Origin of the sequence: Microcoleus sp. S36a_B3 (genome assembly GCF_036700745.1) — a bacterium.
In the GTDB taxonomy this organism is placed as follows: domain Bacteria; phylum Cyanobacteriota; class Cyanobacteriia; order Cyanobacteriales; family Microcoleaceae; genus Microcoleus.
This window is the reverse complement of sequence record NZ_JAUBPN010000021.1, coordinates 1-23,649: the sequence shown is the minus strand read 5'-3', so window position 1 is coordinate 23,649 and position 23,649 is coordinate 1. Positions and strand designations below refer to the sequence as shown.

At 44.7% G+C, this 23,649-nt stretch carries 17 protein-coding genes and 1 tRNA gene; 12 read left to right on the top strand and 6 right to left on the bottom strand.

The features are described from left to right. Positions 1 to 127: 127 nt before the first annotated feature. Entirely contained in the window at positions 128 to 6,010 is a 5,883-nt protein-coding gene (locus tag QUA01_RS20350; RefSeq protein ID WP_333092363.1) for a protein kinase domain-containing protein, read from the top strand. A 361-nt stretch (positions 6,011 to 6,371) separates the two neighbouring features. Here QUA01_RS20350 and QUA01_RS20345 read toward each other — a convergent pair whose 3' ends face one another. The 3 genes from QUA01_RS20345 to QUA01_RS20335 form a co-directional block, all read right to left on the bottom strand. Continuing rightward, positions 6,372 to 8,366: a DICT sensory domain-containing protein gene (locus QUA01_RS20345; RefSeq protein WP_333092364.1), complete on the bottom strand. Its 1,995-nt coding sequence runs from the start codon at positions 8,364 to 8,366 to the stop codon at positions 6,372 to 6,374. A gap of 184 nt (positions 8,367 to 8,550) precedes the next feature. Next, positions 8,551 to 8,862 (bottom strand): DUF2973 domain-containing protein, encoded by a 312-nt coding sequence (locus tag QUA01_RS20340; protein WP_194012206.1) that lies wholly within the window; start codon positions 8,860 to 8,862, stop codon positions 8,551 to 8,553. Between the two features lie 158 nt (positions 8,863 to 9,020). Then, entirely contained in the window at positions 9,021 to 9,350 is a 330-nt protein-coding gene (locus QUA01_RS20335; RefSeq protein ID WP_194065611.1) for a DUF2605 domain-containing protein, read from the bottom strand. 556 nt (positions 9,351 to 9,906) lie between these two features. Here QUA01_RS20335 and thrS point away from each other — a divergent pair. From thrS to QUA01_RS20285, 10 genes are all read left to right on the top strand, one after another. Next, a complete protein-coding gene (gene thrS / locus QUA01_RS20330; protein ID WP_333092366.1) occupies positions 9,907 to 11,736 on the top strand; it encodes a threonine--tRNA ligase in 1,830 nt (609 codons plus the stop codon). Positions 11,737 to 11,845: 109 nt separating this feature from the next. Continuing rightward, positions 11,846 to 12,634 carry a DUF4058 family protein gene (locus tag QUA01_RS20325; RefSeq protein WP_333092367.1) on the top strand — a complete coding sequence of 263 codons (789 nt, stop codon included), beginning with the start codon at positions 11,846 to 11,848 and terminating at the stop codon, positions 12,632 to 12,634. 30 nt (positions 12,635 to 12,664) lie between these two features. Then, positions 12,665 to 13,450: a DUF4058 family protein gene (locus QUA01_RS20320; protein WP_333092368.1), complete on the top strand. Its 786-nt coding sequence runs from the start codon at positions 12,665 to 12,667 to the stop codon at positions 13,448 to 13,450. 144 nt (positions 13,451 to 13,594) lie between these two features. Continuing rightward, positions 13,595 to 14,389, top strand: a complete 795-nt coding sequence (locus QUA01_RS20315; RefSeq protein WP_333092369.1) for a DUF4058 family protein — start codon at positions 13,595 to 13,597, stop codon at positions 14,387 to 14,389. 96 nt (positions 14,390 to 14,485) lie between these two features. Next, positions 14,486 to 14,707, top strand: coding sequence for a DUF3285 domain-containing protein (locus QUA01_RS20310; protein WP_194012213.1), 222 nt, complete (start codon positions 14,486 to 14,488; stop codon positions 14,705 to 14,707). 209 nt (positions 14,708 to 14,916) lie between these two features. Continuing rightward, a complete protein-coding gene (gene ybeY / locus QUA01_RS20305; RefSeq protein ID WP_333092380.1) occupies positions 14,917 to 15,453 on the top strand; it encodes an rRNA maturation RNase YbeY in 537 nt (178 codons plus the stop codon). A 161-nt stretch (positions 15,454 to 15,614) separates the two neighbouring features. Continuing rightward, positions 15,615 to 16,127 carry a diacylglycerol kinase family protein gene (locus tag QUA01_RS20300; protein WP_333092370.1) on the top strand — a complete coding sequence of 171 codons (513 nt, stop codon included), beginning with the start codon at positions 15,615 to 15,617 and terminating at the stop codon, positions 16,125 to 16,127. A 177-nt stretch (positions 16,128 to 16,304) separates the two neighbouring features. Further along, complete coding sequence (locus QUA01_RS20295; RefSeq protein ID WP_194065618.1) at positions 16,305 to 16,892, top strand: anthranilate synthase component II; 588 nt, start codon at positions 16,305 to 16,307, stop codon at positions 16,890 to 16,892. 216 nt (positions 16,893 to 17,108) lie between these two features. Further along, positions 17,109 to 17,891, top strand: coding sequence for an MBL fold metallo-hydrolase (locus tag QUA01_RS20290; protein ID WP_333092371.1), 783 nt, complete (start codon positions 17,109 to 17,111; stop codon positions 17,889 to 17,891). A 167-nt stretch (positions 17,892 to 18,058) separates the two neighbouring features. Next, positions 18,059 to 18,667, top strand: a complete 609-nt coding sequence (locus QUA01_RS20285; RefSeq protein WP_333092372.1) for a fasciclin domain-containing protein — start codon at positions 18,059 to 18,061, stop codon at positions 18,665 to 18,667. 161 nt (positions 18,668 to 18,828) lie between these two features. On the opposite strand, the gene QUA01_RS20280 is transcribed toward QUA01_RS20285, so the two are convergent. Together QUA01_RS20280 and QUA01_RS20275 are read right to left on the bottom strand one after the other, a co-directional pair. Further along, complete coding sequence (locus tag QUA01_RS20280) at positions 18,829 to 19,767, bottom strand: cobalamin-binding protein (RefSeq protein ID WP_333092373.1); 939 nt, start codon at positions 19,765 to 19,767, stop codon at positions 18,829 to 18,831. Positions 19,768 to 20,384: 617 nt separating this feature from the next. Beyond that, positions 20,385 to 23,042 (bottom strand): phospholipid carrier-dependent glycosyltransferase, encoded by a 2,658-nt coding sequence (locus tag QUA01_RS20275; protein WP_333092374.1) that lies wholly within the window; start codon positions 23,040 to 23,042, stop codon positions 20,385 to 20,387. 133 nt (positions 23,043 to 23,175) lie between these two features. Between QUA01_RS20275 and QUA01_RS20270 the strand changes: the two genes are divergently transcribed. Beyond that, a tRNA-Phe gene (locus tag QUA01_RS20270) sits at positions 23,176 to 23,248 on the top strand. A 171-nt stretch (positions 23,249 to 23,419) separates the two neighbouring features. On the opposite strand, the gene QUA01_RS20265 is transcribed toward QUA01_RS20270, so the two are convergent. Then, the coding region (locus QUA01_RS20265) for a hypothetical protein (RefSeq protein WP_333133203.1) at positions 23,420 to 23,649 on the bottom strand (230 nt) is incomplete at its 5' end.

The following is a 23,649-nucleotide window of genomic DNA, read 5'->3' as shown; positions in this document are numbered from 1 at the left end:
AAATTTGGCGATCGATATATCTTTCAAACCTGCTTGTTTGCGGCCAGGCGATCGCCCGCTTTTCATCTTGGATCGAGATGTCAAATTCTAGAATAAGAACTGAATTATAAACTGGGAAGGATCGACTATGCTGCCAGCTTCGGAAATTTCGGGTTACAACTTACAAGAACTCATTCACCAAGGAACTAACACAGTTATTTACCGAGCAGTATCGACAGACGAAAAACAGTTAGTTATTCTCAAGATTTTAAAAATTGACTATCCTACCCTCGAACAGATTGCCAGGTTCAAACACGAATATAATATCGCCAAACATCTCGATTCTCAGTATATTATCAAAATTTATAGACTCGAAACGCATCAAAATCACTTAGTATTAGTATTAGAAGATATTGGAGGAATCTCCCTCAAACAATGGATAAACACCCTAGGCGATCGGCTAAAATGTGCCGCAGGGCAAACAAATAGTCCACCAGCGAGTGCCACCAATTACCAATTATCCCTTGTCGATTTTTTTAACACAGTCGTGCCCATCACCAAAGCTTTGATATTTCTGCATGAAAATCAAGTCATTCACAAAGATATTAAACCTGATAACATTATCATAAATCCCCACACTAAGCAAATAAAAATTGCTGATTTTAGCATCGCTTCGCGGTTAAGAAAAGAACAAACAAACTTAAAAAATCCCGATCGCCTAGAAGGAACTCTGGCCTATATGTCGCCAGAACAAACAGGGCGGATGAACCGCCCTCTAGACTACCGCAGCGATTTCTACTCTCTCGGTGTCACCTTTTACGAACTGCTGACAGGACAATTACCATTTACCAGCAGCGACCCATTAGAAATCGTACACTGTCACATTGCCAAACAACCCCTTCCCATACAACAATTCAACCCACAAATTCCCCCTGTTTTGACCCAAATTGTGGCAAAACTTATGGCAAAAAATGCTGAAGACAGGTATCAAACAGCTACAGGATTGTTAGCAGATTTAGAACGCTGCCAAAATCAAATCGAGAAGTCAGGGACAATTGTTAACTTTATTCCCGGACAAGTCGATACTCTCAGTCAGTTGTCAATCCCTAAGAAACTCTACGGACGAGAAACGCAAATAGCACAACTATTACAAGTGTACAGTCGCGTCAGCAACGGCAGCAGTGAAATTGTCCTAGTAAGCGGCTACTCCGGCATCGGCAAATCTGCATTAGTCCATGAAATTATCCCCAATTTAACGCGGCAGCGTGCCTACTTCACCTCTGGTAAATTTGACCAATTCAAGCGAAATATTCCCTATGCTTGTCTCACTCAAGCTATGCGTAACTTAGTTAAGCAAATTTTGATGGAACCCCCAAATCAGCTAGCAGAATGGCGAAAAGATTTACTCAACGCTTTGCAAAAAAATGCCAGAGTTGCGATCGATGCCGTCCCGGAATTACAACTGATTTTGGGCGAGCAACCAGACGCACCAAAACTTGGTTTAGTTGAATCTAAAAACCGCTTCTACCGAGTGATTCAGCAGTTATTTCAAGCAATTGCCACTGCGGAACATCCCTTAGTAATATTTTTCGATGACTGTCAGTGGATGGATGCTGGAACAATCAATTTATACCAAAAAAATAGCTTTGCAAAAAACCCTTACTTTCTGCTAATTCTTGCTTATCGAGATAATGAAGTAAGCCCGACGCATCCGTTTGTGCTGGCAAATGAGGCAATTATGGAAACAGGAATTCCGACGACCAATATTCGGCTGCAACCCTTAGCAATTTATGATGTAAACCGATTAATTTCGGAAACTTTAAAATGCGAGTGCAAACAAGCGGCAGATTTTGCCAAATTACTTTTAGAAAAAACTAACGGCAACCCATTTTTTGTAAAGCAATTATTGAATTCATTATATCATGAAAAACTGCTAGTGTTTAACCCAACCTATGGCGAATGGGAGTGGAACATCGAAGAACTTAAACAGCAACACATTTCGGAGAACGTGGTTAATTTAATGGTGAAGAAAATTCAATATTTGTCAGAACCAACTCAGAAACTTTTACAGTTGGCAGCTTGTACAGACAACGAATTTAGTTTAGATATATTGTCAGTATTGAGCGAAAAATCTTTGACTCAAACAGCACAAGATTTGTGGGAAGCGTTGGAAGTAGGGTTGATTTTGCCTCTAGGTTGTGGCTACCGATTACCGCAAGTATTTGAGCAGCAGGAATTAAATAATTTGGGAGAAATAGCCGACAAAGCGCGCTATAAATTTTTACACGATCGGGTTCAACAAGCCGCTTACGTGATGATTCCTGACTCGCAAAAACAATCTGTGCACTGGAAGCTGGGACGTTTGTTGTTAACCTTAAGCAATGAAGCCCAACGCCAAGAACAGATTTTTTATATTGTCAATCATTTGAACTTGGCTCGCGGGTTGATTGTCGATGTTGAAGAACTTTATGAATTAGCAGCATTAAATTTACAAGCAGGGAAAACTGCCAAAGCTGCTTCGGCTTTTGAAGATGCACTTACTTTTTTTCAAGCTGGGTGCGACTGTTTGCCGGTGTCAAGTTGGCAAGATAATTATCCCTTGAGTTTGAGGCTACATTTAGAACGGGGTAAAGCGGAATATTTGAATGGCAAAAATGATGCAGCTTTAGCTATTTTTGACAGGATTTTACCCCAATCTCAGACTTTGTTAGAACGGTGTTCGATCGCAGAATTAAAAATAATTTGTCTGCGGATGAAGAATGATTTATCTGCTGCTTATCAGTTAGCGATTGAATCCTTAAATTCTTTGGGGATTGAGATTGAGCCGTACCCGGATGATGATTTTCTAGCCAGTGAATTAGTCGAGACGAAGAGGATGATTGGCGGCTCGATCGATCGATTGGCATATTTACCAGAACTTACCGATCCGCTCAAACTGGCAGCTCACCGGATTTTGAAAGAACTTTTCCCGATCGCCTATTTTACCAGTCCCAACGCTCAATATCTCTGCGCGATGAAGTTTGTGCAAACGAGCATACTGTACGGCAATTCTCAATTTTCCGCCTTTGCTTACACTTTGTACGCCTTTACTTTGGTCAACAAATATCGCGAAATCAAGGCTGGTAGCAGCGCCGGAAAACTATCGCTCAACCTCTACGAACGCTGGGATAATAAAGAGTTAGGTGCTGGTATTTTCCATATGTGGGGGGCTTTAACTTTACATTACATGAAATATCTTGATGAGTGCAAGCCTTTTATACTAAAAGCTTTCAGTAGCGGTTTAGAAACAGGTGCTTATCAATGGTCGGGATACGCTTCGATTAATTATCTTTGGATCGGCTTTTTTGGCAACGAATCTTTGACTAAATCTACGGAAATTGCTGATAAATTTATTCCCGTGCTCTCAAAGATCGATCGCAATATGTTAGCTTATCACTTGCTGACCAAAAATGCGATCGCCCAACTCACCACCCCAGCAGCAACCGCCCTAGAACCGGAAACCTTCATCGACGAACAGCAGCTTTTAGCATTCGCGAATTCCTCTGCCGATCTTACCACTGCTTTTGTAATTTATCTTTACAAGCTCACCCTAGCTAATTGGTTTGGCGAGGTCGATCGGGCATTAGAATATGCCCTCGCAGGTGCAGAATTTTTGAAAGGCGGCGCAGGACATTTTGTCAATCCCGTTTTTTGCTTCCATCACGCGATCGCCCTAGCTGCTGCTTGCACAACAGCCAACGATATCGAGTCCAAGCTCTACCGAAAACAGCTCAATATTAGTCGAGACCAATTTCGAGATTTTGCAGAGCATTCCCCTGCAAATTACCTGCACAAATATTCATTAATTCAGGCAGAAATCGCGAGGTTGTCAGGAGACAGCTACACAGCAGCACAATATTACGATCGGGCGATCGCCTCCGCGCTCAAACATGGCTTCGTCCAAAATGCTGCCCTCGCCAATGAATTAGCTTCCCGATTTTATCTAGCAGAAAATCGTTACAATCTCGCTAAAATATATCTCAATGACGCTCGCTTTTGCTATCTAGAGTGGGGTGCAACTGCCAAAGTCGATCGACTAGAAAAATTTTATCTCGATTGGTTTAACAAAATCAGCGATGCTCCGACAACGATAACTAGAACTGCAAATACAGCCGCTGATGTCAACATTTTTGACTTAAAAACAGTAATTAAAGCCTCCCAGGCTATTTCTAGCGAAATTGTCTTAGAAAAATTATTAAAAAAACTGCTGCATATTATTTTAGAAAATGCGGGAGCCCAAACCGGCTGCATTCTTTTAGAACGAGACGGGTACTTGTTTGTTGAAGTGTCGGATAGCGATCGGCCCGATTATGCAATATTTGAAGAATTGCACCAAATCCAAAACAACTGCCAAGTTCCTATTTCCCTCATTAATTACGTCGCTAGAACTCAGGAACCGCTGGTGCTAATCGATGCAGCTAAAGAAACACTTTACCACTTTGATACCTACATTCAACATTATCAACCAAAGTCGGTTTTGTGCGCACCAATAGTCTATCAAGGAAAGTCGATCGGTATAGTTTATTTAGAAAATAACTTCGTGCCCGGAGCCTTCACCCAAGAAGGGTTAAAACTTTTGGAAATGTTGACCGCACAAGCAGCAATTGCCATTGCAAATGCGCGCTTGTACGCTAGCGAACAAAATCAATCCCGCCAATTAGCTGAATCCCTAGAAAATTTACAACAATCCCAAGTCGAACTCGCCCAAAAAGAAGAAGAGTACCGCACTATTTTTGAGAGCGTAGCAGACGGACTTACCTTAGTAGATTTGGAAACCGGAAAATTTGTGGCAGTCAACCCGGTAGTCTGCGAAATGTACGGTTATTCTGGGGAGGAATTTTTGAGCTTGAGTCCCCTCGATGTCCAGCACCCAAATTACGTACATCTGTTCGATGAGTTTATCGCAACCATCATCTCGCGCCAAGAATTTTATTGTCAAACTGTGGTGCTGCGAAAAGACGGTACAGAATTCGATCTTGAGATAAGAGCCAAGTTTTTTGAATACAAAGGGAAACCCCATGCTTTGTCAATTGGTCGCGATATCAGTCACCGCAAGCAAGCGGAACAAGCTTTGCAAACATCAGAAACTCAACTGAGAGAGAAAGCTGAAAATTTAGAAAACATATTGATGGAACTGCAAAAGACTCAGGCGCAATTAGTTCAAACTGAAAAAATCTCGCAACTCGGACAACTGGTTGCTGGAGTTGCTCACGAAGTGAACAATCCTATTGGCTTTATTTCTGGGAACTTGCACTACGTCCAAGAATATATTGCTGATTTAATTAATTTGGTGAATCTTTATCAAGAAAAATTTCCCGAACCGGGAACAGAAATTGAACAGGAAATTGAATCGATAGAGCTAGAGTATTTATTAGCTGATTTGCCCAAAACTGCGGAGTCAATGAAGATGGGAATCGATCGCATCCGCGACATTATGCAATCTCTACGCAACTATTCCCGCACCGACACTCTGCACAAAAGAGCAGTTGATATCCACGAAGGCCTGGAAACTACTTTAATGATTTTGTCTCACCGGCTCAAGGCGAAAAATAACAGGCCGGCTATTAAAGTTATTAAACATTACGGTGATTTACCAAAATTAGAATGCCATCCCGGACAACTCAATCAAGTATTTATGAATTTGATTGCTAATGCGATCGATGCTTTTGAAGAAGCTAACGCGGGAAAAACTTACGCTGAAATTGAAGAAAATCCGAATACAATTCTAATTTCTACGGCGGTAGTTTACGAGAAAGAACCGGAAATAATTGACAAGATTGTGATTCGGATTGCTGACAACGGGCTGGGAATGCCGGAAGCTGTAAGAAAAAAATTGTTTACGCCGTTTTTTACAACGAAAGTAGAAGGTAAAGGTACGGGATTGGGACTGTCTATTTGCTATCAGATAGTGACTGAAAAACATGGGGGAACTTTGGAATGTTTGTCTTCGCTAGAATCGGGGACAGAGTTTGCGATTGGTATTCCGATGTAGGGGAGTCATTGGTCATTGGTCATTAGTCAGTAGTCAGTAGTCAGTAGTCAGTAGTCATTGGTCATTAGTCATTGGTCATTAGTCATTGGTCATTAGTCATATCAAATCCTCTATTCATCGGAATAGTAAATTCACGGTTAACAGTTAACAGTCAACAGTTAACTGTTAACAGTCAACAGTTAACTGTTAACTGTTAACATCATGTATGAGTGCAACCGGAATTGATATCATTAGTCATTTTCGTTGAATTACGCATTACAAAAACGGTTTGATTGTTCGGAATGCGAGTTCGCATCAATCAGAGAACTCGCATTTTGAAGGATTAAACCGTTTTTATTATGGTTTAATTTGTCAATTGATTCTAAACAATTGGAATAGTAAAGTGAAATTCGCTTCCTCGGTCTTTTCCTGGGGAATCTGCCCAAATTTTACCGCCCCAGCCGGCGACAATCTGCTTGCAAATTGCCAATCCCAAACCGGTACCGCCGGCGCTGCGCCGCAATGCTCCTTCTTCTTGATAAAATCGATCGAACACTACTTTCAAGCTATTCGCCTCGATTCCCCGCCCCGTATCGGCGACCAGCACTTCCACCATCGCAGAACCGTTGCATTTGGCTCTGATGGTGACGCTTCCCTGCGGTGTGGTGAATTTGCAAGCGTTGTCTAGGAGTTTGGACAGCACCTCCACTAACCATTCGCCGTCTGCTAGCACTAATGGCAATTCTGCGGATACTTCGGTGATAATTTCCGGTAACTGTCGATCGAGTCCGCCGCGCGATCGCACGCTGCTGAGGGCCAAGTCCACACATTCTTGCAGCGTCAGCGATTCTACATTCCATTTAACTTGTCCGCTTTCTAGGTTAGAAAGAGTTAAAAAATCTTGGACAAGTTTACGCATTCGATCGGCATCTCCGAGGGCTGTTTCTAACATGATTGTTCGCAATTCTTGGGGCATATCTGGCTCGGAGTTCAAACTTTCCAGACATACTTGAATCGTTGATAACGGAGTGCGGAGTTCGTGTCCGGTGATGGCTATGAGATTGCTGCGAGTGCGGTCTAATGCTTCTAATTGTTGGTTGAGTTCTTCTAAATTAGCGTAGGTTTCTGCTTGAATTAAGGCTGCTCCGAGCTGGGTGGCGATCGCCTCTACTAAAGCAATTTCGTCTTCTTCCCAAGGCGAAGTCGATCGGCACTGGTGCATTTCCACCATGCCCAAAACCCGCCCATGATAAAGCACCGGCACCATCAACCAAGAGACTATCTGCCAATTTTTGACAATTTTGCCCAAATATTTTGTATTGAGAATCAGCGGGTGTTCTGCTGTGTCTTGGATGTAAACTCGCTCTTGCCGCGCTACTGCGTCGCTCCATATTGGATTTTCCTGTAGCGGCCAAGTCTGATTTAATAGAGAACTAGCACCCAGGCGCAAAAACTCGCGATCGATTTTGACCGACACATCTGCGGCTTTGCAGCGATAAATCAAACAGCGGCTGGCTGACAAAGCTGTTCCCAGTTCTTGCACTGCGACTTCGACGATTTCTTGCGGGTTGAGAGACTGCCGCATTGCCGTTGTAATTAAGTTTATGAGGCGTTCTTTGCGTTCCTGGGCGGCGATCGCGCTGTATGCTTTCAGCAGTTTGTGCTGGCCTGATTGCAAATAGGTTACTAAGCGTTTGGTAAAAGCGTCGCTCAATTTGGGATTGGGAACTCTTGAGTTTTTTGGCGCGCTTTTTTCGGGTTTGGTGGCTTGGGAAGTCGCGGATTTCCTGTTTTTTTTGGTGTTTTTTCCCAGCTTGTAAGTTGTACGCGCTCGATCGATCTTTTCGGCCAATTCCGGGCGATATTTGACAATGCGATCGAGCAACAATTCGGCAGCTTTGCAGCTTACCTCCCTGTCGAACGTCCAAACTCCCTCAAATCTGCGACCTTGATCCATCAACAGCGGGCCGCGATCGTCCTGATTCTCGATCGGCACAATTTTTTCTTGACAAATCAGACAAGTTGAGTAGTGTTGTCCCAGCACTACTAAGTGCCACTCTTGACTTAATGTGTCCTCCGGTGCAAACGCCACAGTTTCGTAATGTTCCGAGGAATTTTTAAACTCAGTTTCCGGTGCTGCTAGCACGTATACCTGAGAAGATAGAGCGGCAATTCGCCGATAGCGGTGAGCTTCCTGCAGGTAGAAGCGTTCTCGCTGAAAACTAGCAATCACTAGCGGTTCGTCGTCGGAGCCAGTCAAAACCAAGTCTTCCATCGCGTGAGACAGCGCTGTCATGGAAGATTTGAAATAAATTTGTGCCCGCAGTGGGGGCAAAGCTTGCAGAAGTTCTGCCAGTAGCGAAATAGGGACGATCATCTAGCTTTAAACGTGCATTTTTGCCGTTGACAAAACTGGAAAGGGATCGACCGTAAGTTGAGATCGATATTTTTCCAGTATCTCTCAAAAGTCGCTACAAATTGGCCGTTAGCGAGAAACTAACGGCCAATTATTTTTTTCAGTACCAGCGACTCTGAGTATAAATGCTGCGACTGCGATTAAATTAGCGTCGTTCGCCCCCTTCGTCGCTGCCGCCGGGAGATGATTTGTAGAGAGCATCTAATTGTTCGCGGGCATCTTGGACAGTCAGCGAACGCATCACTAACAGCGGCTCGTTGACAACGTTTCCGTATTCGTCTAACAGTTCTGGATGGGGTACAGCTTGAGAGCGAGGATAGGATGCGGAGCCATGATTTGCCCTGAATTGTTGGGGGCGCTGGGACTCCATACCTACCGTGACAAGACTGCGGATTAAGTTACCGACTGCCAGAAAGGCCAGAACAGTGAAAGCTAAAATATAAAGCAGGTGTAACATGATATTTTCCTCCCGGCTAAACAGCCGCACAGCAGTTTACAAACGTGTTTCAGCAAGTAATAACTTATTAACTGGAAATCTGTTGGAACTTTTCAAATCGGCCGCGACATTTCCTCTTGTTTGGGATTTAACAACAAGTTTAACTTGAACTCGCTTCCTTATTTTTCACGGGGAGCTGACTGCGACGAACGAAAGCGAGCCGATACTTGCCAGCATTCGGCGAGCAGTCTGTGCCACGGCATCAGTGCTGCGGTTTCAATTGCAACTTGACCTCCGGTTGCTTGAAATAGAGCTCTAGCGGCGCCTACTTCTTGCTGAGCCTGTTTGACTCGCGCCAGCAAGTCGGATTGATCCTCGCCGCTCAGAAAGGGAATTTCCTCAGTTTCTAAGAGAGTGGTCGATCGCTCGAACCAGTATTTAAAATCCTCTAACAGCGGTTCCAGTAGGGATTTGAGCAACTCTGATTCCGGCAAATTGGAATTAAGCATGAATAAAAATTGGGTTATCTACTTATTCTAACCTTAAACGTGCTTTACAATCTGTAACATATTATTAACAATAATTCAAGGATTTAAAAAAACTAGCAGGTGGGCGTGAATAAACTTAACCATACGAGCGGCGATTTTTGAGTCAAAATCCCCCAATTGTGGCAAATTATATCAATTCTGGTTGCACTCCTCATGACTGTTGAGTGTTGGCTGTTGACTGTTGAGTGTTGACTGTTGACTGTTGAGTGTTGACTGTTGGCTGTTGACTGTTGAGTGTTGATTCGATTTTATTATTCCGATGCAACCGGAAACCATATTAGTTGGCCGCACGAGTTGTTAAAAACCAAGTTTTTTCGCGCAATACTTTCGTTACAGCCCGCACCCAAATTAAAAAACCCGGTTTCAATCGGGCAGCCTCCCCGAACAAACGCTGCAACCCTGACGGGCAGTTGCCGTAATTTCCAGGAATGTCCCCCAGCCGGAAGTCAGCGGTTGCAGTCCCATTCTGAGTAAGATAGAAGCAACTGCAACTCTCATTAATTGCTAAATTCAGCCGATGTCTAGCTCAGAATCCATGAACGCTCCAGAAGAGTCCGTTAAAATTCAGTTGCCCCGCACCAGCGAGTCGGAGCAACTAAAAAAAATTCGCCACACCACATCTCACGTTATGGCGATGGCGGTACAGAAGTTATTTCCCAAGGCTCAAGTAACAATCGGCCCTTGGATTGAAAACGGTTTCTATTACGATTTTGACAGCCCGGAACCTTTTACCGAAAAGGATCTCAAGGCAATTAAAAAAGAAATGATCAAAATCATCAACCGCAAATTGCCTGTAACTCGGGAAGAAGTCAGCCGCGAGGAAGCCCAACGCAGAATTAAGGAGATTAATGAACCTTACAAATTAGAAATTTTGGCAGGTTTGATCGAACCGATTACTCTTTACCATTTGGGTGACGAATGGTGGGATTTGTGCGCTGGGCCCCATTTGGATAATACCAGTGAAATCAACGGAAGGGCGATCGAGCTAGAAAGTCTCGCCGGAGCATACTGGCGCGGCGACGAAACCAAAGCTCAGTTGCAGCGCATTTACGGCACAGCTTGGGAAACACCCGAACAGCTAGAAGCCTACAAGCACCGCAAAGAAGAAGCCCTAAGACGAGATCACCGCAAATTAGGCAAAGAATTAGGCTTATTTATTTTTGCCGATGCAGTAGGGCCCGGTTTGCCTTTGTGGACACCCAAAGGCACTATTTTGAGAAGTATTCTAGAAGATTACTTGAAACAAGAACAAATCAAGCGCGGCTACTTGCAAGTTGTGACACCGCACATCGCCAGAGTCGATTTGTTCAAAATTTCTGGACATTGGCAGAAATACAAAGAAGATATGTTTCCGCTGATGGCTGAAGATGCAGAAGCGGCAGCCAACGAACAGGGTTTTGTCATGAAACCTATGAACTGCCCTTTTCACATTCAAATTTACAAAAGCGAACTGCGTTCCTATCGCGAATTGCCGATGCGCTTAGCCGAATTCGGCACAGTTTACCGCTACGAACAATCGGGAGAATTGGGCGGTTTAACCAGGGTACGCGGCTTTACTGTGGATGATTCCCACTTATTTGTAACGCCGGAACAGTTGGATGCTGAATTCTTGAGCGTGGTGGATTTGATTCTGTCAGTATTCAAGAGTCTGCAACTGAAAAACTTTAAGGCGCGTTTGAGTTTCCGCGATCCAGAAAATTTAGAGAAATACATCGGTTCCGATGAAGCTTGGGAAAAGGCGCAAGGTGCAATCCGCCGCGCGGTGGAAACTTTGGGAATGAATTATTTTGAGGGAATTGGGGAGGCTGCTTTTTACGGGCCGAAACTCGATTTCATTTTCCAAGATGTCTTGGATAGAGAATGGCAATTAGGAACTGTTCAGGTAGATTACAATTTGCCAGAACGTTTTGATTTGCAATACGTTTCTGAAGACGGCACTCGCCAGCGTCCGGTGATGATTCACCGCGCTCCTTTCGGTTCTTTGGAGCGCTTGATCGGAATTTTGATCGAACAGTACGCGGGGGATTTTCCGCTGTGGTTAGCGCCGGTTCAGGTGCGTTTGTTGCCTGTGAGCGCGGAGTTTTTGCCGTTTGCTAAGGAAGTTGCGGCGAAGATGCGGGCGCTGAATATTCGGGCTGAAGCTGATGAGAATAGCGAGCGTTTGGGCAAGTTGATTCGCAATGCTGAGAAGGATAAAATTCCGGTGATGAGTGTTGTGGGTGCGAAGGAGGTTGAGTCGAATAGTTTGAATATTCGGACTCGTGCTTCTGGGGAGTTGGGGGCGATTTCGGTTGATGAAGTTATTGGGAGGTTGCAGAGGGCTATTAGCAGTTACGGCGATTTTTAGTTTTTTTTAACCGCAGATGAAGGCGGATTAACGCAGATGATAGTTTGATATTGTCTGCGTTTTTCTAATCTGTTTGCTAAAATGATAGTAATCAACGGGAGGTACGATTATGCCTAATCCTTTTCCGGGGATGAATCCCTATTTAGAACATCCTGACTTTTGGCCAGAAGTTCATCACTTGCTGATTAGTGCGATTAAAGAGTCACTAACTCCGCAATTACACCCAAAATACCGCGTCGCTATTGAAAAGCGAATTTATGAAATTCCAGGTGAAACTTCTCTATTGGTAGGGATTCCTGATGTCTCTATCCAACAGAAACGCTATCGAACAAATCCAGTATCATCTCATGTTGCTGTCGCTTCCCGAACTGTGGAACCTCTAAAAGTTAGAATCCCAGTGTCGGAAGAATTTCGGGAAGGATATTTAGAAGTAATCGACATGGCAACAAAGGAAGTTGTTACCGTTATTGAAGTGCTTTCACCTGCAAATAAACGCCGAGGGGAAGGTCGAGAAAAGTATGGCAGTAAGCGCAAGAAAATATTTGATAGCAGTACGCATTTAGTCGAAATAGACTTGTTGCGAGGTGGGGAACCTTTGCCAGTTTTGGGAGATTCCAATGAAAGCGACTGTCGTGTTTTAGTCAGTCGCAGCAATCAACGTCCGATCGCAGATTTATACTTATTCAACCTTCCCAATCCAATTCCTGCATTTCCCTTGCCTTTACGTCCAGAAGATGTAGAGCCTGTTTTGGATTTACAGGCGCTGATTAATCAAGTATACGATCGCGCGGGATATGATTTTGAAATCGATTATACCGCCGAACCCGTTCCTGCGCTGTCGGAAGCCGATGCTGCTTGGGCTGATGGTTTGTTGCGGGAGACTGGATTGAGAGGTTAATGTAGTGGAAAATTTCAACAATATATTACTATGCCTAATCCATTTCCGGGGATGAATCCCTATTTAGAAAGTCCTGACTTTTGGCGGGCGGTTCACAATCGGTTGATAGTGGCGATCGCAGATTTTTTGACTCCGCAACTGCTGCCTAAGTATTTAGTGGACATTGAACAAAGAATTTATCAAATCAGCGGGGAAGATGCTTTATTGGTCGGTATTCCCGATGTGGCCGTGCAGCGATCGCCAATTCCAGCAACTTCTAGCACTGGAAATGTTGCTGTCATGTCGCCGCCTGTGACGGCTGTGAGAGTGAGAGTGCCTACAACGGTGGAAGTTAGAGAAAGTTATTTGCAGGTAATAGAACAGGAAACTAAGAAAGTAGTTACAGTAATAGAAGTGCTTTCGCCGACTAACAAGCGCGGCAAAGGGCGGGAGATGTATGAGGAAAAACGGTATAAGGTGTTCGGAAGTCGATCGCACTTAGTGGAAATTGACTTGCTGCGAAGTTACCAACCTTTGCCTGTTTTTGGGAATGATATTGAGGGAAGTTATCGGATTTTGGTGAGTCGGGGAGATTGTCGCCCCGCGGCTGATTTGTATTTGTTTAATCTACCGGATGCAATTCCGGCTTTTCCTTTGCCTTTGCGCGGAGGCGATGTGGAACCAATTGTAGATTTACAAGCGTTATTAAATGGGGTTTACGATCGCGCCGCCTATGATTTTAGAATAGATTACACCGCCACAGCCCTTCCCGCACTGTCGGAAGCCGATGCTGCTTGGGCGGATGCTTTGTTGCGGGAGAGGGAATTGAGGGGATGATAACAGTGGCTGGACGCATCAAAATCTTCATAAACCGGGTTTTTTGCGGTTTTTGCGGGCTGTAACGTGTCTTCTGAGCAAAAACCCGGTTTCAGGCTACCCCTTCACAAGTCCTAAGTAGTTAAATCAACAAAAGTTAAATCAATGCCTAATCCATTTCCGGGGATGAATCCTTATTTAGAAAGGCCTGATTTTTGGCCAGAAGTACATCACTTGCTGATTGGTATGATTCAGGAGTCATTGGTTCCGCAACTTGTACCCAAATATCGAGTGGCGATTGAAAAGCGCATTTATGAACTCAAGGGAGAACAATCTCTGTTAGTCGGAATGCCTGCAGATGTTTCTATCCTGTGCAATCCCGTTTCTCCAAATCCAACTACATCGAATGTGGCTGTCGCTACACGAACTACTGAACCTTTGAAAATAAGATTGGCGATGTCTGAGGAGGTGAGAGAAGGGTATTTGGAGGTGATAGATATGGCAACTAAGGAAGTTGTGACGGTGATTGAAGTTCTTTCACCTGCTAATAAACGTCCGGGAAAAGGGCGCGAAATGTATGAGGAAAAGCGGGATAAGATATTCGGAAGTCGCACTAATTTTGTGGAGATTGATTTGTTGCGGGGTTGGGAACCTCTCCCGGTTTTGGACAATGATATTGCAGCTCATTATCGGATTTTGGTGAGTCGGAGCAATCAAAGACGTAGGGCGGATTTATACGTTTTTAATCTACAGGATGCGATTCCTTGTTTTCCCTTGCCTTTGCGCGAAGGCGATGTGGAACCAATTGTAGATTTGCAGGCGTTGTTGAATACAGTGTACGATCGCGCCGCCTATGACATTACTCTCGATTATACGGCCCAGTTAATGCCCCCGCTGTCGGAAGCCGATGCTGTTTGGGCTGATTCTGGCGTTGCGGGAAACCAGCCTCCTGCCGTCTGAGACCTAAAAAATCCTACACAAAACGTTACATTTTTGTTACCATCGTGGCGAGTCTGTCTTCAGCAGCCCCTCTGTTAACCTTCTAAACTAACCGTTATGAGTCAACCTCCCTCCACAACTCCCGCCTCCGAAGAGCTCGCCGCCGAAACTCCGACAGCGCCGACAAACAATGCACCTCCACCGAGTTATGTCAAGCTGGCGATGCGGAATATGGTTCGCAAGCGCGCGACTTCTTTGTTTCATTTTGCTTTGACGGCGGCCGGACTTTTGGGCGTACTCGTCGGTTTGGCTTTTCTCGATCGCTATTTCAACTCTTAGAACACCGGGCGCTGGAAACCTCGTCGATACACACACTCACGCGCCTGTGCGGGTTCCATAGCGGGCCCTTTTGTCCGATCGCGCGATCGACCCGTTGCAATCTTCTACAGATTCCTGTAATCTGCCAGCTAAAAGCAAAAAGTCGATTAGCCTGCCCAATGTGAAATTGCCCAAAAATTGAATAAATTGCTTGACAAAAAATGCTGAAAATGCTAATTGAGGTGAACGTCGAAGACTGTTATGGGCTAGCCCGATCGTCCGCCGACGGTTCCAACCTCCCTGAAAGTGCAGCCAGCGGGGAAATTTCAACGGAAACTTGGGAAAATTGGTTTAGCGTTTGGCTGGAAAACCAAGAGGCGGATGTGCCATCCGCCCCAGGCTACGAAGTCAGCCTGCGTTTAACTGCCGATGCCGATATCCAAGCCCTCAACGCCCAGTACCGCCAGCTCGATCGACCGACGGATGTACTAGCTTTCGCAGCTTTAGAGGTAGACTGTCCTCAGCTAGAGGAAATGCAGTCCTCTGAACCCTTATACTTGGGTGATATCGTAATCTCGATCGATACGGCTCAGCGACAAGCCCAGCAGCAAGGACATCCGCTGAAAACCGAATTAGCTTGGCTCGCAGCCCACGGTTTTCTACACCTTTTGGGCTGGGATCACCCGGATGAGGAGAGTCTGACTCAAATGCTAGACAGACAAGAAACACTGCTACGGGCGATCGATATTGAGATCCAAACAGCATAGCTGAAGTTGATGGTTACTTAACCAATCACATCAAGCCCAACATAACTTTCTGAAATTACACCAAAACTTTAGTAAAAACTTAGGAAAGTTAACTAGACTTGATTAAGTAAATTTGAAAAGTCTAGCTTTCATTCATCTCTGTAACTTAAAGTTGGTTATTTATGACACTAGAGCGACCCTCTATTTCATCAAACATTGCACACATTGCGATCGTGCCTCAAGACTCTTCGAGTGCGACAGACAACGAACCGAAAAAAGCCTTGAAATACAAGCGAGAACTGTCCTGGAAAATTGCATCAAGCTTAGCTACGAGTTTTAGATACGCTTGGGGCGGGTTGAGTTATGCTTTTGAAACTCAGCGAAATTTTCGGATTCACACTTTTATAGGCACTTTGGCGATCGGACTAGGGCTATATCTGCAACTGAAACCTGTAGAAATATCTGTGATCGGCGTCACCATTGGTATAGTTTTAGCAATGGAACTTTTGAATACGGCGATCGAATCGGTGGTAGACTTAACGGTCGGGCAATCTTACCACGAACTAGCCAAAATTGCCAAAGACTGCGCTGCCGGAGCAGTTCTGGTATCGGCAATGGCGGCGGCGATAGTCGCTGGTGCACTTCTGCTTCCTCCGTTGTGGGAAGTGGTGCAAATTGCGATCGTCCGTCCGTAACTTATTGGGTAAGGCAAATCTTAGGTTTTAGATGACCAATTTGAGGTTTTTAGTTTTATTCGTACATATTGCAGCTATTTTTATCTTCGGCATCTATCTAAAATCTTCAAACTATTGCATTCAGGCAGCGACTCAATCTAAGATCTAAAATCTAAAACCTAAAATCAAACTTAACCCGTGATTATAGTCATCGATAACTACGACAGTTTTACCTACAATTTGGTACAGTATCTAGGAGAACTAGGTGCCGATTTGCCCGTGGCCAGCGAAGTTCAAGTCTATCGCAACGACCAAATCTCCTTAGCAGAAATTCGACAATTGCAGCCAGCAGCCGTAGTGATTTCTCCGGGGCCGGGGCGGCCGGAAGATGCGGGAATTTCTCTAGAATTAATCAAAGAATTGGGGCCGACTATGCCAATTTTGGGCGTGTGTCTCGGACATCAAAGTATCGGTCAAGTATTCGGCGGCAAAATTGTTTCTGCACCAGTGTTGATGCACGGCAAAACTTCTCAGGTAGAACACGCCGGAGTAGGAGTTTTTGTGGGAGTGGAATCGCCGATGGTTGCAACTCGCTATCACAGTTTGGTAATTGAAAAGCAGAGTTGCCCAGAGGTTTTGGAAATTACGGCTTGGGTTGAAGATGGCACGATTATGGGCGTGCGCCATCGGGAATATCCGCACATTGAAGGGGTGCAGTTTCACCCGGAAAGTATTTTGACTGCTTCGGGAAAGCAGTTATTGCGAAATTTCTTAGAAAGACTGTAAGAAGCAAGTACGTCCGCTTCTTTTGTAACGGATGTAAGGGATGGGAGGAAGCAGGAAGAAATCGCTGCGGTTCGCGCGTGCGATCCATATTGTAGTGCTGTCAGGGCGATCGCACACAATATAAATCTAAAACCTAAAATCGAAAATCGAAAATCGACTCACTGTGTTTTGTGGTATAACAACAGACGACCAACACCCGACAACCGCAACCACAAGATGAAACGGCGACAATTAATACGTTACGCACAGACGGGTTTGCTAGCCGCTATAGCAACTGGTTTACCATCTGGATGGGAAAGCTATCAAGCTCAAACTGCTGATTCTTTATCGGTTCAGTGGTTGGGCCACACTTGCTTTTTGTTCGCCGGTGGCGGTGCGAGGGTGCTGGTGAATCCTTTTCGCCCCCTGGGCTGTACGGCTGGCTATCGTTCTCCCAAAGTACCCACTGATTTGATTCTGATTAGCAGCAGATTGCTCGATGAAGGGGCGGTGGACGGATTTTCGGGCAATCCCGGCCTTTTGTACGAGCCTGGGGCTTATCGATCGAACGGGCTGAGGATTCAAGGGATTCGCACGGAAAAAGACCGGGAGGGCGGAAGGCGATTTGGGATCAATGTGGCTTGGCTCTGGCAGCAAGCCGGTATTAAGATTTTACACTTGGGTGGAGTTGCTGGCGCGATCGGCATTGAAGAACAAATCTTAATCGGGCGGCCGGATTTGGTGCTGATTCCCGTGGGCGGAGGGCCGAAATCTTACACTCCGGCGGAAGCCAAGCAAACTTTGCAAATTCTCAAACCAAAGATGGTGATTCCCACGCATTACAAAACCCAAGCCGCCGATGCAGCAGCGTGCGATTTGGTGCCACTAGATGACTTCTTGGCGCTGATGGATGGTACGCCGGTGCGCCGATTGAATAATGACACGATTTCGATTAAACCCGCTGACTTGCCCCAAACCGGTTCGGTGATTGAGGTTTTGAGTTACCGATTTAGCGGTTGACGCTTTTTCCGTAAGTTTGCGTTATATTAAGGAAGTTTTGGTGCGATCGACAATTCCAGCTCATTTTATCTCTACCTTAGCCTTTCCCAACCTGATCTTTTGAGGAAATTTGGCTAACATAAGAATTCACGTTCACTGTTTTATTGTCATAAGGAAATACAAGCGTAATGAAAAATCAAAATGTACCTAGCTGGATGAAACAACTCACAGGTTTTGCAGGAGTAATCGGCGCTAGCGCGTTGATTGGTTTCCCGGCTTGGGCTCACATCAACTCCAACACCAATGTGAAGAATGCAACTCCAACTCAACAAGTTGCAGAAAACATGAAACCAATGGCTTCACCGACACCAATGGCCGCCACTAAGGATATTGTCGCTATTGCATCTGGTGACGCTCAATTCAAGACATTGACAAAGGCTTTGGGAGCAGCAGGTTTGGTGACAACTCTCAAAGGAAAAGGCCCTTTCACTGTTTTTGCACCCACAGACGCGGCTTTTGCTGCTTTGCCAAAAGGAACTTTGGAAAATTTGCTGAAACCAGCTAACAAAGCCAAACTTACTAAGATTTTAACTTACCACGTTGTTTCTGGTGCGGTTTTATCTACTAGCCTGAAGTCCGGTGAGGTTAAAACTGTTGAAGGTATGCCTGTGAAAGTGGTAGTTGCTCCCGGCAAAGTTACTGTCGGCGGCGCTAATGTTGTGAAAGCTGATATCAAAGCTAGCAACGGCGTTATTCACGTAATTGACAAGGTTTTGATGCCGCCCGATGGGATGTAGGATTAGCATTTTTTGTATCCTAATGTAACTGAATTTGAGGGAACGGGCAATTAATCTCCCGCGATACCATCTTATATCGATCTAAAATTGGTTCGTAGTGCAGAATTTAGTCCCCTATAAAAATGCGGAATAAAGTCCGCACTACGAACCGTTTATGCGTGTTAATGAGTAGCGGCAGGTACTGGCAAAAATGGCTGCCAACCTTGACCGCGATAGCTAAAATCGAAGATTTCGGGATGGATAATTTCTGCTAAAATTTCTAAAGAATCCACTAATCTCGGCCCTGGCCGGTTAAAGTAAGCATTGCCGTCAGTTATGTAAACTTTCCCGGTTTTGACTGCTTGCAAATCTTGCCATTCTGTGTATTGAGCGATCGCCATTGCTTCGGTGCAAGTGCGATTTAAATCAAAGCCGCAAGGCATAAAAATAATCACATCGGGATTAGCTTCAACCAGGGATTCCCATTGTAACCAGGGGGAATGTTCCCCGACAATGCCAAACAGCGAATCGCCTCCAGCCATTGCTACTAATTCGGGAATCCAATTTCCCGCAGCCATCAAAGGTTCAATCCATTCGATGCAGGCTACTGTGGGTTTAACGGTTAATGTTTCGGTTTTTAAGATAATAGCATCGATGCGGGATTGCAAAAGTGCGATCGTACTTTGAGCATCGACACCCAAAGCAGTAGCAACTCGCCCAATATCCGTCCAGATTTCTGCTAGCAAATTTGGCTGCAAAGAAATAATTTCCGGCTGGCTATTTACCAGCGTGCTGACTGCTTGTTCAACCTCTGTCAGAGAACAAGCACAAACTTCACATTGAGCTTGAGTAATGATGTGAGTTGGCTGCAATTTTTCTAAAGTATCTATTTCTACTTTATAGACGCTGAGCGCATTTTGCAACAATTCTGTGACGCGGTTGTGAATTTCGCTGCTAGTTCCTTCGGGATTGAATTTAGGCTGAGTGCAAACAGGTAAATTCTGGATTTCTGCGGGATAGTCGCATTCGTGAGAACGGCCGACAATGGCATCGGTTAATCCTAAAGCTGCTACAATTTCGGTGGCACTGGGAATTAGAGAGACTATTCTTAGTTGATTCATGAGGAAGTTATTAGTTATTGGTTATTGGTTATTGGTTATTGGTTATTGGTTATTGGTTATTGGTTATTGGTTATTGTTATTGGTTATTTGTTATTAGTTATTGGTTGTTAGTTATTGGTTATTGGTCATATCGTTTCCGATAGCGTCGGAATTATATCTTTTAATCATTGATAGTGCGAGAGTCCCCGCTCGCTATCGACTTCGCGAGCGGGGACTCTCGCACTATAGCCTTTCTCAAAAAAGTGAGGTATGCCCTATGCCCTATGCCCTATGCACTATGCCCTATGCACTATGCCCTATGCCCTATGCCCTATTCCCGACAGTACCTCATCTTTCGCTTGAAAGGCTATATAGCAATCCTAAATCATTATCACGTGCGGCGAACATAAATGTGATTTCCCCAAAATCCATCTGTAGGGACACGGCAGTGCCGTGTCCGGGAGACGGCACTGCCGTGTCCCTACAACAATCATTTAGGATTGCTATATATCATCCCAATGCTACCGGATTTGATGTCATTAGCAAGAAGGAAGAAGGAAGTTAGTAGGGCGAAGTACACCGCACTTTGCTGCTATAAATAGCGCGTAAAACCACATTTTGGGTATTCCTAATAATTGTTAAATTTTCAACTGTTTGAGGAATTGCAAATCTTGCCACGCTTGGATGAGATTGCCTTGCATTAGAGCGGCTAAACCGTTTAAAACTCTAATTTCTGGCAGGTTGGGGTTGAGGGCAAGAGCGGGTTTTAAGGCTTTTTGAGCGGCTTGGGGATGCCATCCGTAAAGCTGGACGAAGGCGAGATAAGCATAAGCATAAGGGTTTTGAGAATCGAGTTTGGTAACTTTTTCTAAGGCTGCGATCGCACTTTTGACATTTTGCTGCAATACCCGAGAAAATGCCAAAGCATAAGCGAATTCTAGATTGTTAGGTTCTTGCTTCAACCTATATTCTAGTGCTTGTTCCGCTTGCACTGTATAATCTTGAGTTGGATCGTACTGATTAATGCGTCCAATCTGCTCGAATATGGGTTCTAAACTGGTTAATCCTTTCGGTAAATTAACTGCCATCGCCCGCAATTGAGTCACTAAATCTAATTCCGGCTTATCCTCGTTATCGGGAAGAGTCTGGACTATTTTCAACTTTTGATCGTTTTTGTTCCCCGGAATGGTTTGGGAAGGCATATTTATCGGTTCGGCATCGATTTGAATTGTTACCGATGGCACCTTGAGCGGATAAGTTTCGCCGGTTTTTCGGTTCAGATAAGTAGCTTGCAGGTTGTAACTTCCCGGTGCAATATTAGCAGGAGTTAGCATCGCCGTGCGATCGACAACTCGAAACCCTACAGCAAATTTATCTGCTTCCAGAATTCCCGGATGCAAAGTTCCCTGGGCGATCGCGCGATCGTGTAAAATCCTTAAAGCTTGTCCCGACTCTAGGATATCACTAGCTAGCCGATGTTTCCACGTTACCAACACTAAACCAGACTGCAACTGCTGCCAAGGCCCAGACCAAATATAAGTAACCGGCAGTGCGACTCCGGGAATCGCTTTTCCCGTAACAGTAACTTGCTCTAATTGTACTTGCGATCGCGCTTCATTCAACGGCTGTATTTCAACAGGCTGCCGTCGCTTGCGGTAAAGATTTAGATTAGTATTGTCAGGCAAAAACCAAGCTTTTTCTAACTGAAAATCTTCACCTTTTTCAATTGTATCTACCGCAGCATTTTGAGCTTTTTTAATTTTTTCTCGAATCGAACCTTGCGGGCCTGTTTTTGTGACAAACCAAGAAAGCGATCGCACATCTTGCGGTACTTCTTTTAAATTAGTTCCCACCTGCCGCCCGTATACCTGAAAATTCGCCAAAGCACCGTAATAATTCAAGTTGTGCTGATTAATTTCCGGCGTGGAAGGCAACACACCTAAAGTAGATTGCAAATAAGGTTCCGCAGCAATAATTTCTGCAATAACCTCTTGGTGCGGCCACTCTTTCCCCAAGTAAGGATAGCTAGAATTACCGGGGCTAACAAGTTGAACTAAGCTATGTCCAAAAGCACCGCCCAGCGGCCACATATGCAGCAGCATCGTCAAAGTTGCTAAACCAATTGTTCCCCAGCCAATTTGTCGCCCCCAACGCGGAGGCCACAGTGTTAAACAGTAGGCTAAAAAAATAGATAATACTGGCAAATAAGGTATCACATATCTGTCGTCTTTGTTGATATTTAAAGAATTAATTAAATAAGCTCCTACCCAAAAAACAGCCAGCCACCGACAGGAGTTGAGGTGAAAGATTGACGAACTATTTTGCCTGCGGAACCAATAAAGTATCAATCCAACTAAGGGAATCAGTAACAAAGGCCAAGAAAGCTGTTCGGGTAAGTGCTGAATGTAGTAAATCCAAGCGTCGATCGTATTGAGGGCTGGATCTCCTTCGGCGATCGCAGAATCCAGCGTTGCCCGTTTTCCCCCGGTCAAAATTAACAGCCAATTAGTTTTTGCCCACGGCCCAAACACTGCCACCGACAGCAACAAAGCACCAGCTAATTGACCTAATCTTGCCCAAGCTTTTTGCCGCACAGCACCAGCAGCCAACCACACAATCGGGGCAAACAGAAATAATACAGTAGTGTGTTTAACTAATATTGATAAGCCTAGAGAAATACCAAAGGCGATCGTCCAAAAGAAAGATAATCGACTCAGGTAAAACTTTTTACCCTTTTCCTGATTTCTTCTATCCGCTACATCCGCTACAAAATCCGCTGCCGAACCTTCTTCTTTCCACATTGTCAAACAATAGAAAGCCAAAGTAATCGCAGCAGCGAGGGGATAGTCGAGCAAAAATTGCAAGCGGAACCGATAAAGTCCTGGTAACAAAACGCAAATTGCAGCGGCCCACAAACCGACTTGTCTGTTGAATAATTTGACGCCCAGACTGTAGACTGAGGCGAGGAGAATTGCACTAAATAGTAAATGAACGAGGGTTGCCCGATCGCCCCCAGCACCGAAAACATTAAAAAACGGTACCGTTAAGATGTACGTTAAGGGTGGAATTTTTGTCGAAAGCAGCCAGAAGTTTGTCCACCAATCCCCCGAAAACCACTGAGGATGCTGCAGCGCCTGCCAGTAATTCAGCGTGCTCGTGAGGTATTCTGCCTGATCCCACGCGGGTACAGAGCGATCGAAGGCAAACCAGAGGCGATCGCTAATTGCCCCCAACAGCCAAATTGTCCCCAAGACAAGCAGACTGTTGCCCCCGCTAGCCCGATGTTGCTGTGCCATTGCGATTTTTGGATTTTAGGTTGCAGCTTTTAGCTTACAGGCGGGCGGTTCCGGGCGAGCTAAAAATTAGTTGAGAAAAGTGCTTGCTAAATTGTGTATGTGTCTGCTAGGATAGTAAAGCGCGAAAAAACAAGCCGGGATAGCTCAGTTGGTAGAGCAGTGGACTGAAAATCCACGTGTCACGAGTTCAAGTCTCGTTCCTGGCATAGCTTTCTAAAACATACATTTACGGTATCTAGGATTTTAACTCAATCCTAGATTTGTTGTTTCCACTCATTTTTCGCTGAGCTCGTCTTCAGTGTAGCCAAAAAAAGAGGGAGCATCTGGGGCTTTGTAAAAAGCATTTTTTTATTTTAAATAAATTCATCTAACTAAACCTATGAGGGCGATCGCTCAAAGGCCTGCTTTGTATCTATTTTTGCTTCTTCCTCCTGCATCCTGCCTTTTTCCAAATGACCAAATGACCAAATGACTGTTGACTGTTGACTGTTGACTGTTAACTGTTGACTGTTAACAAAGAACCAATAACAAATAACCAATAACCAATAACCAATAACCAATAACCAATAACCAATAACCAATAACCAATAACCAATAACCAATAACC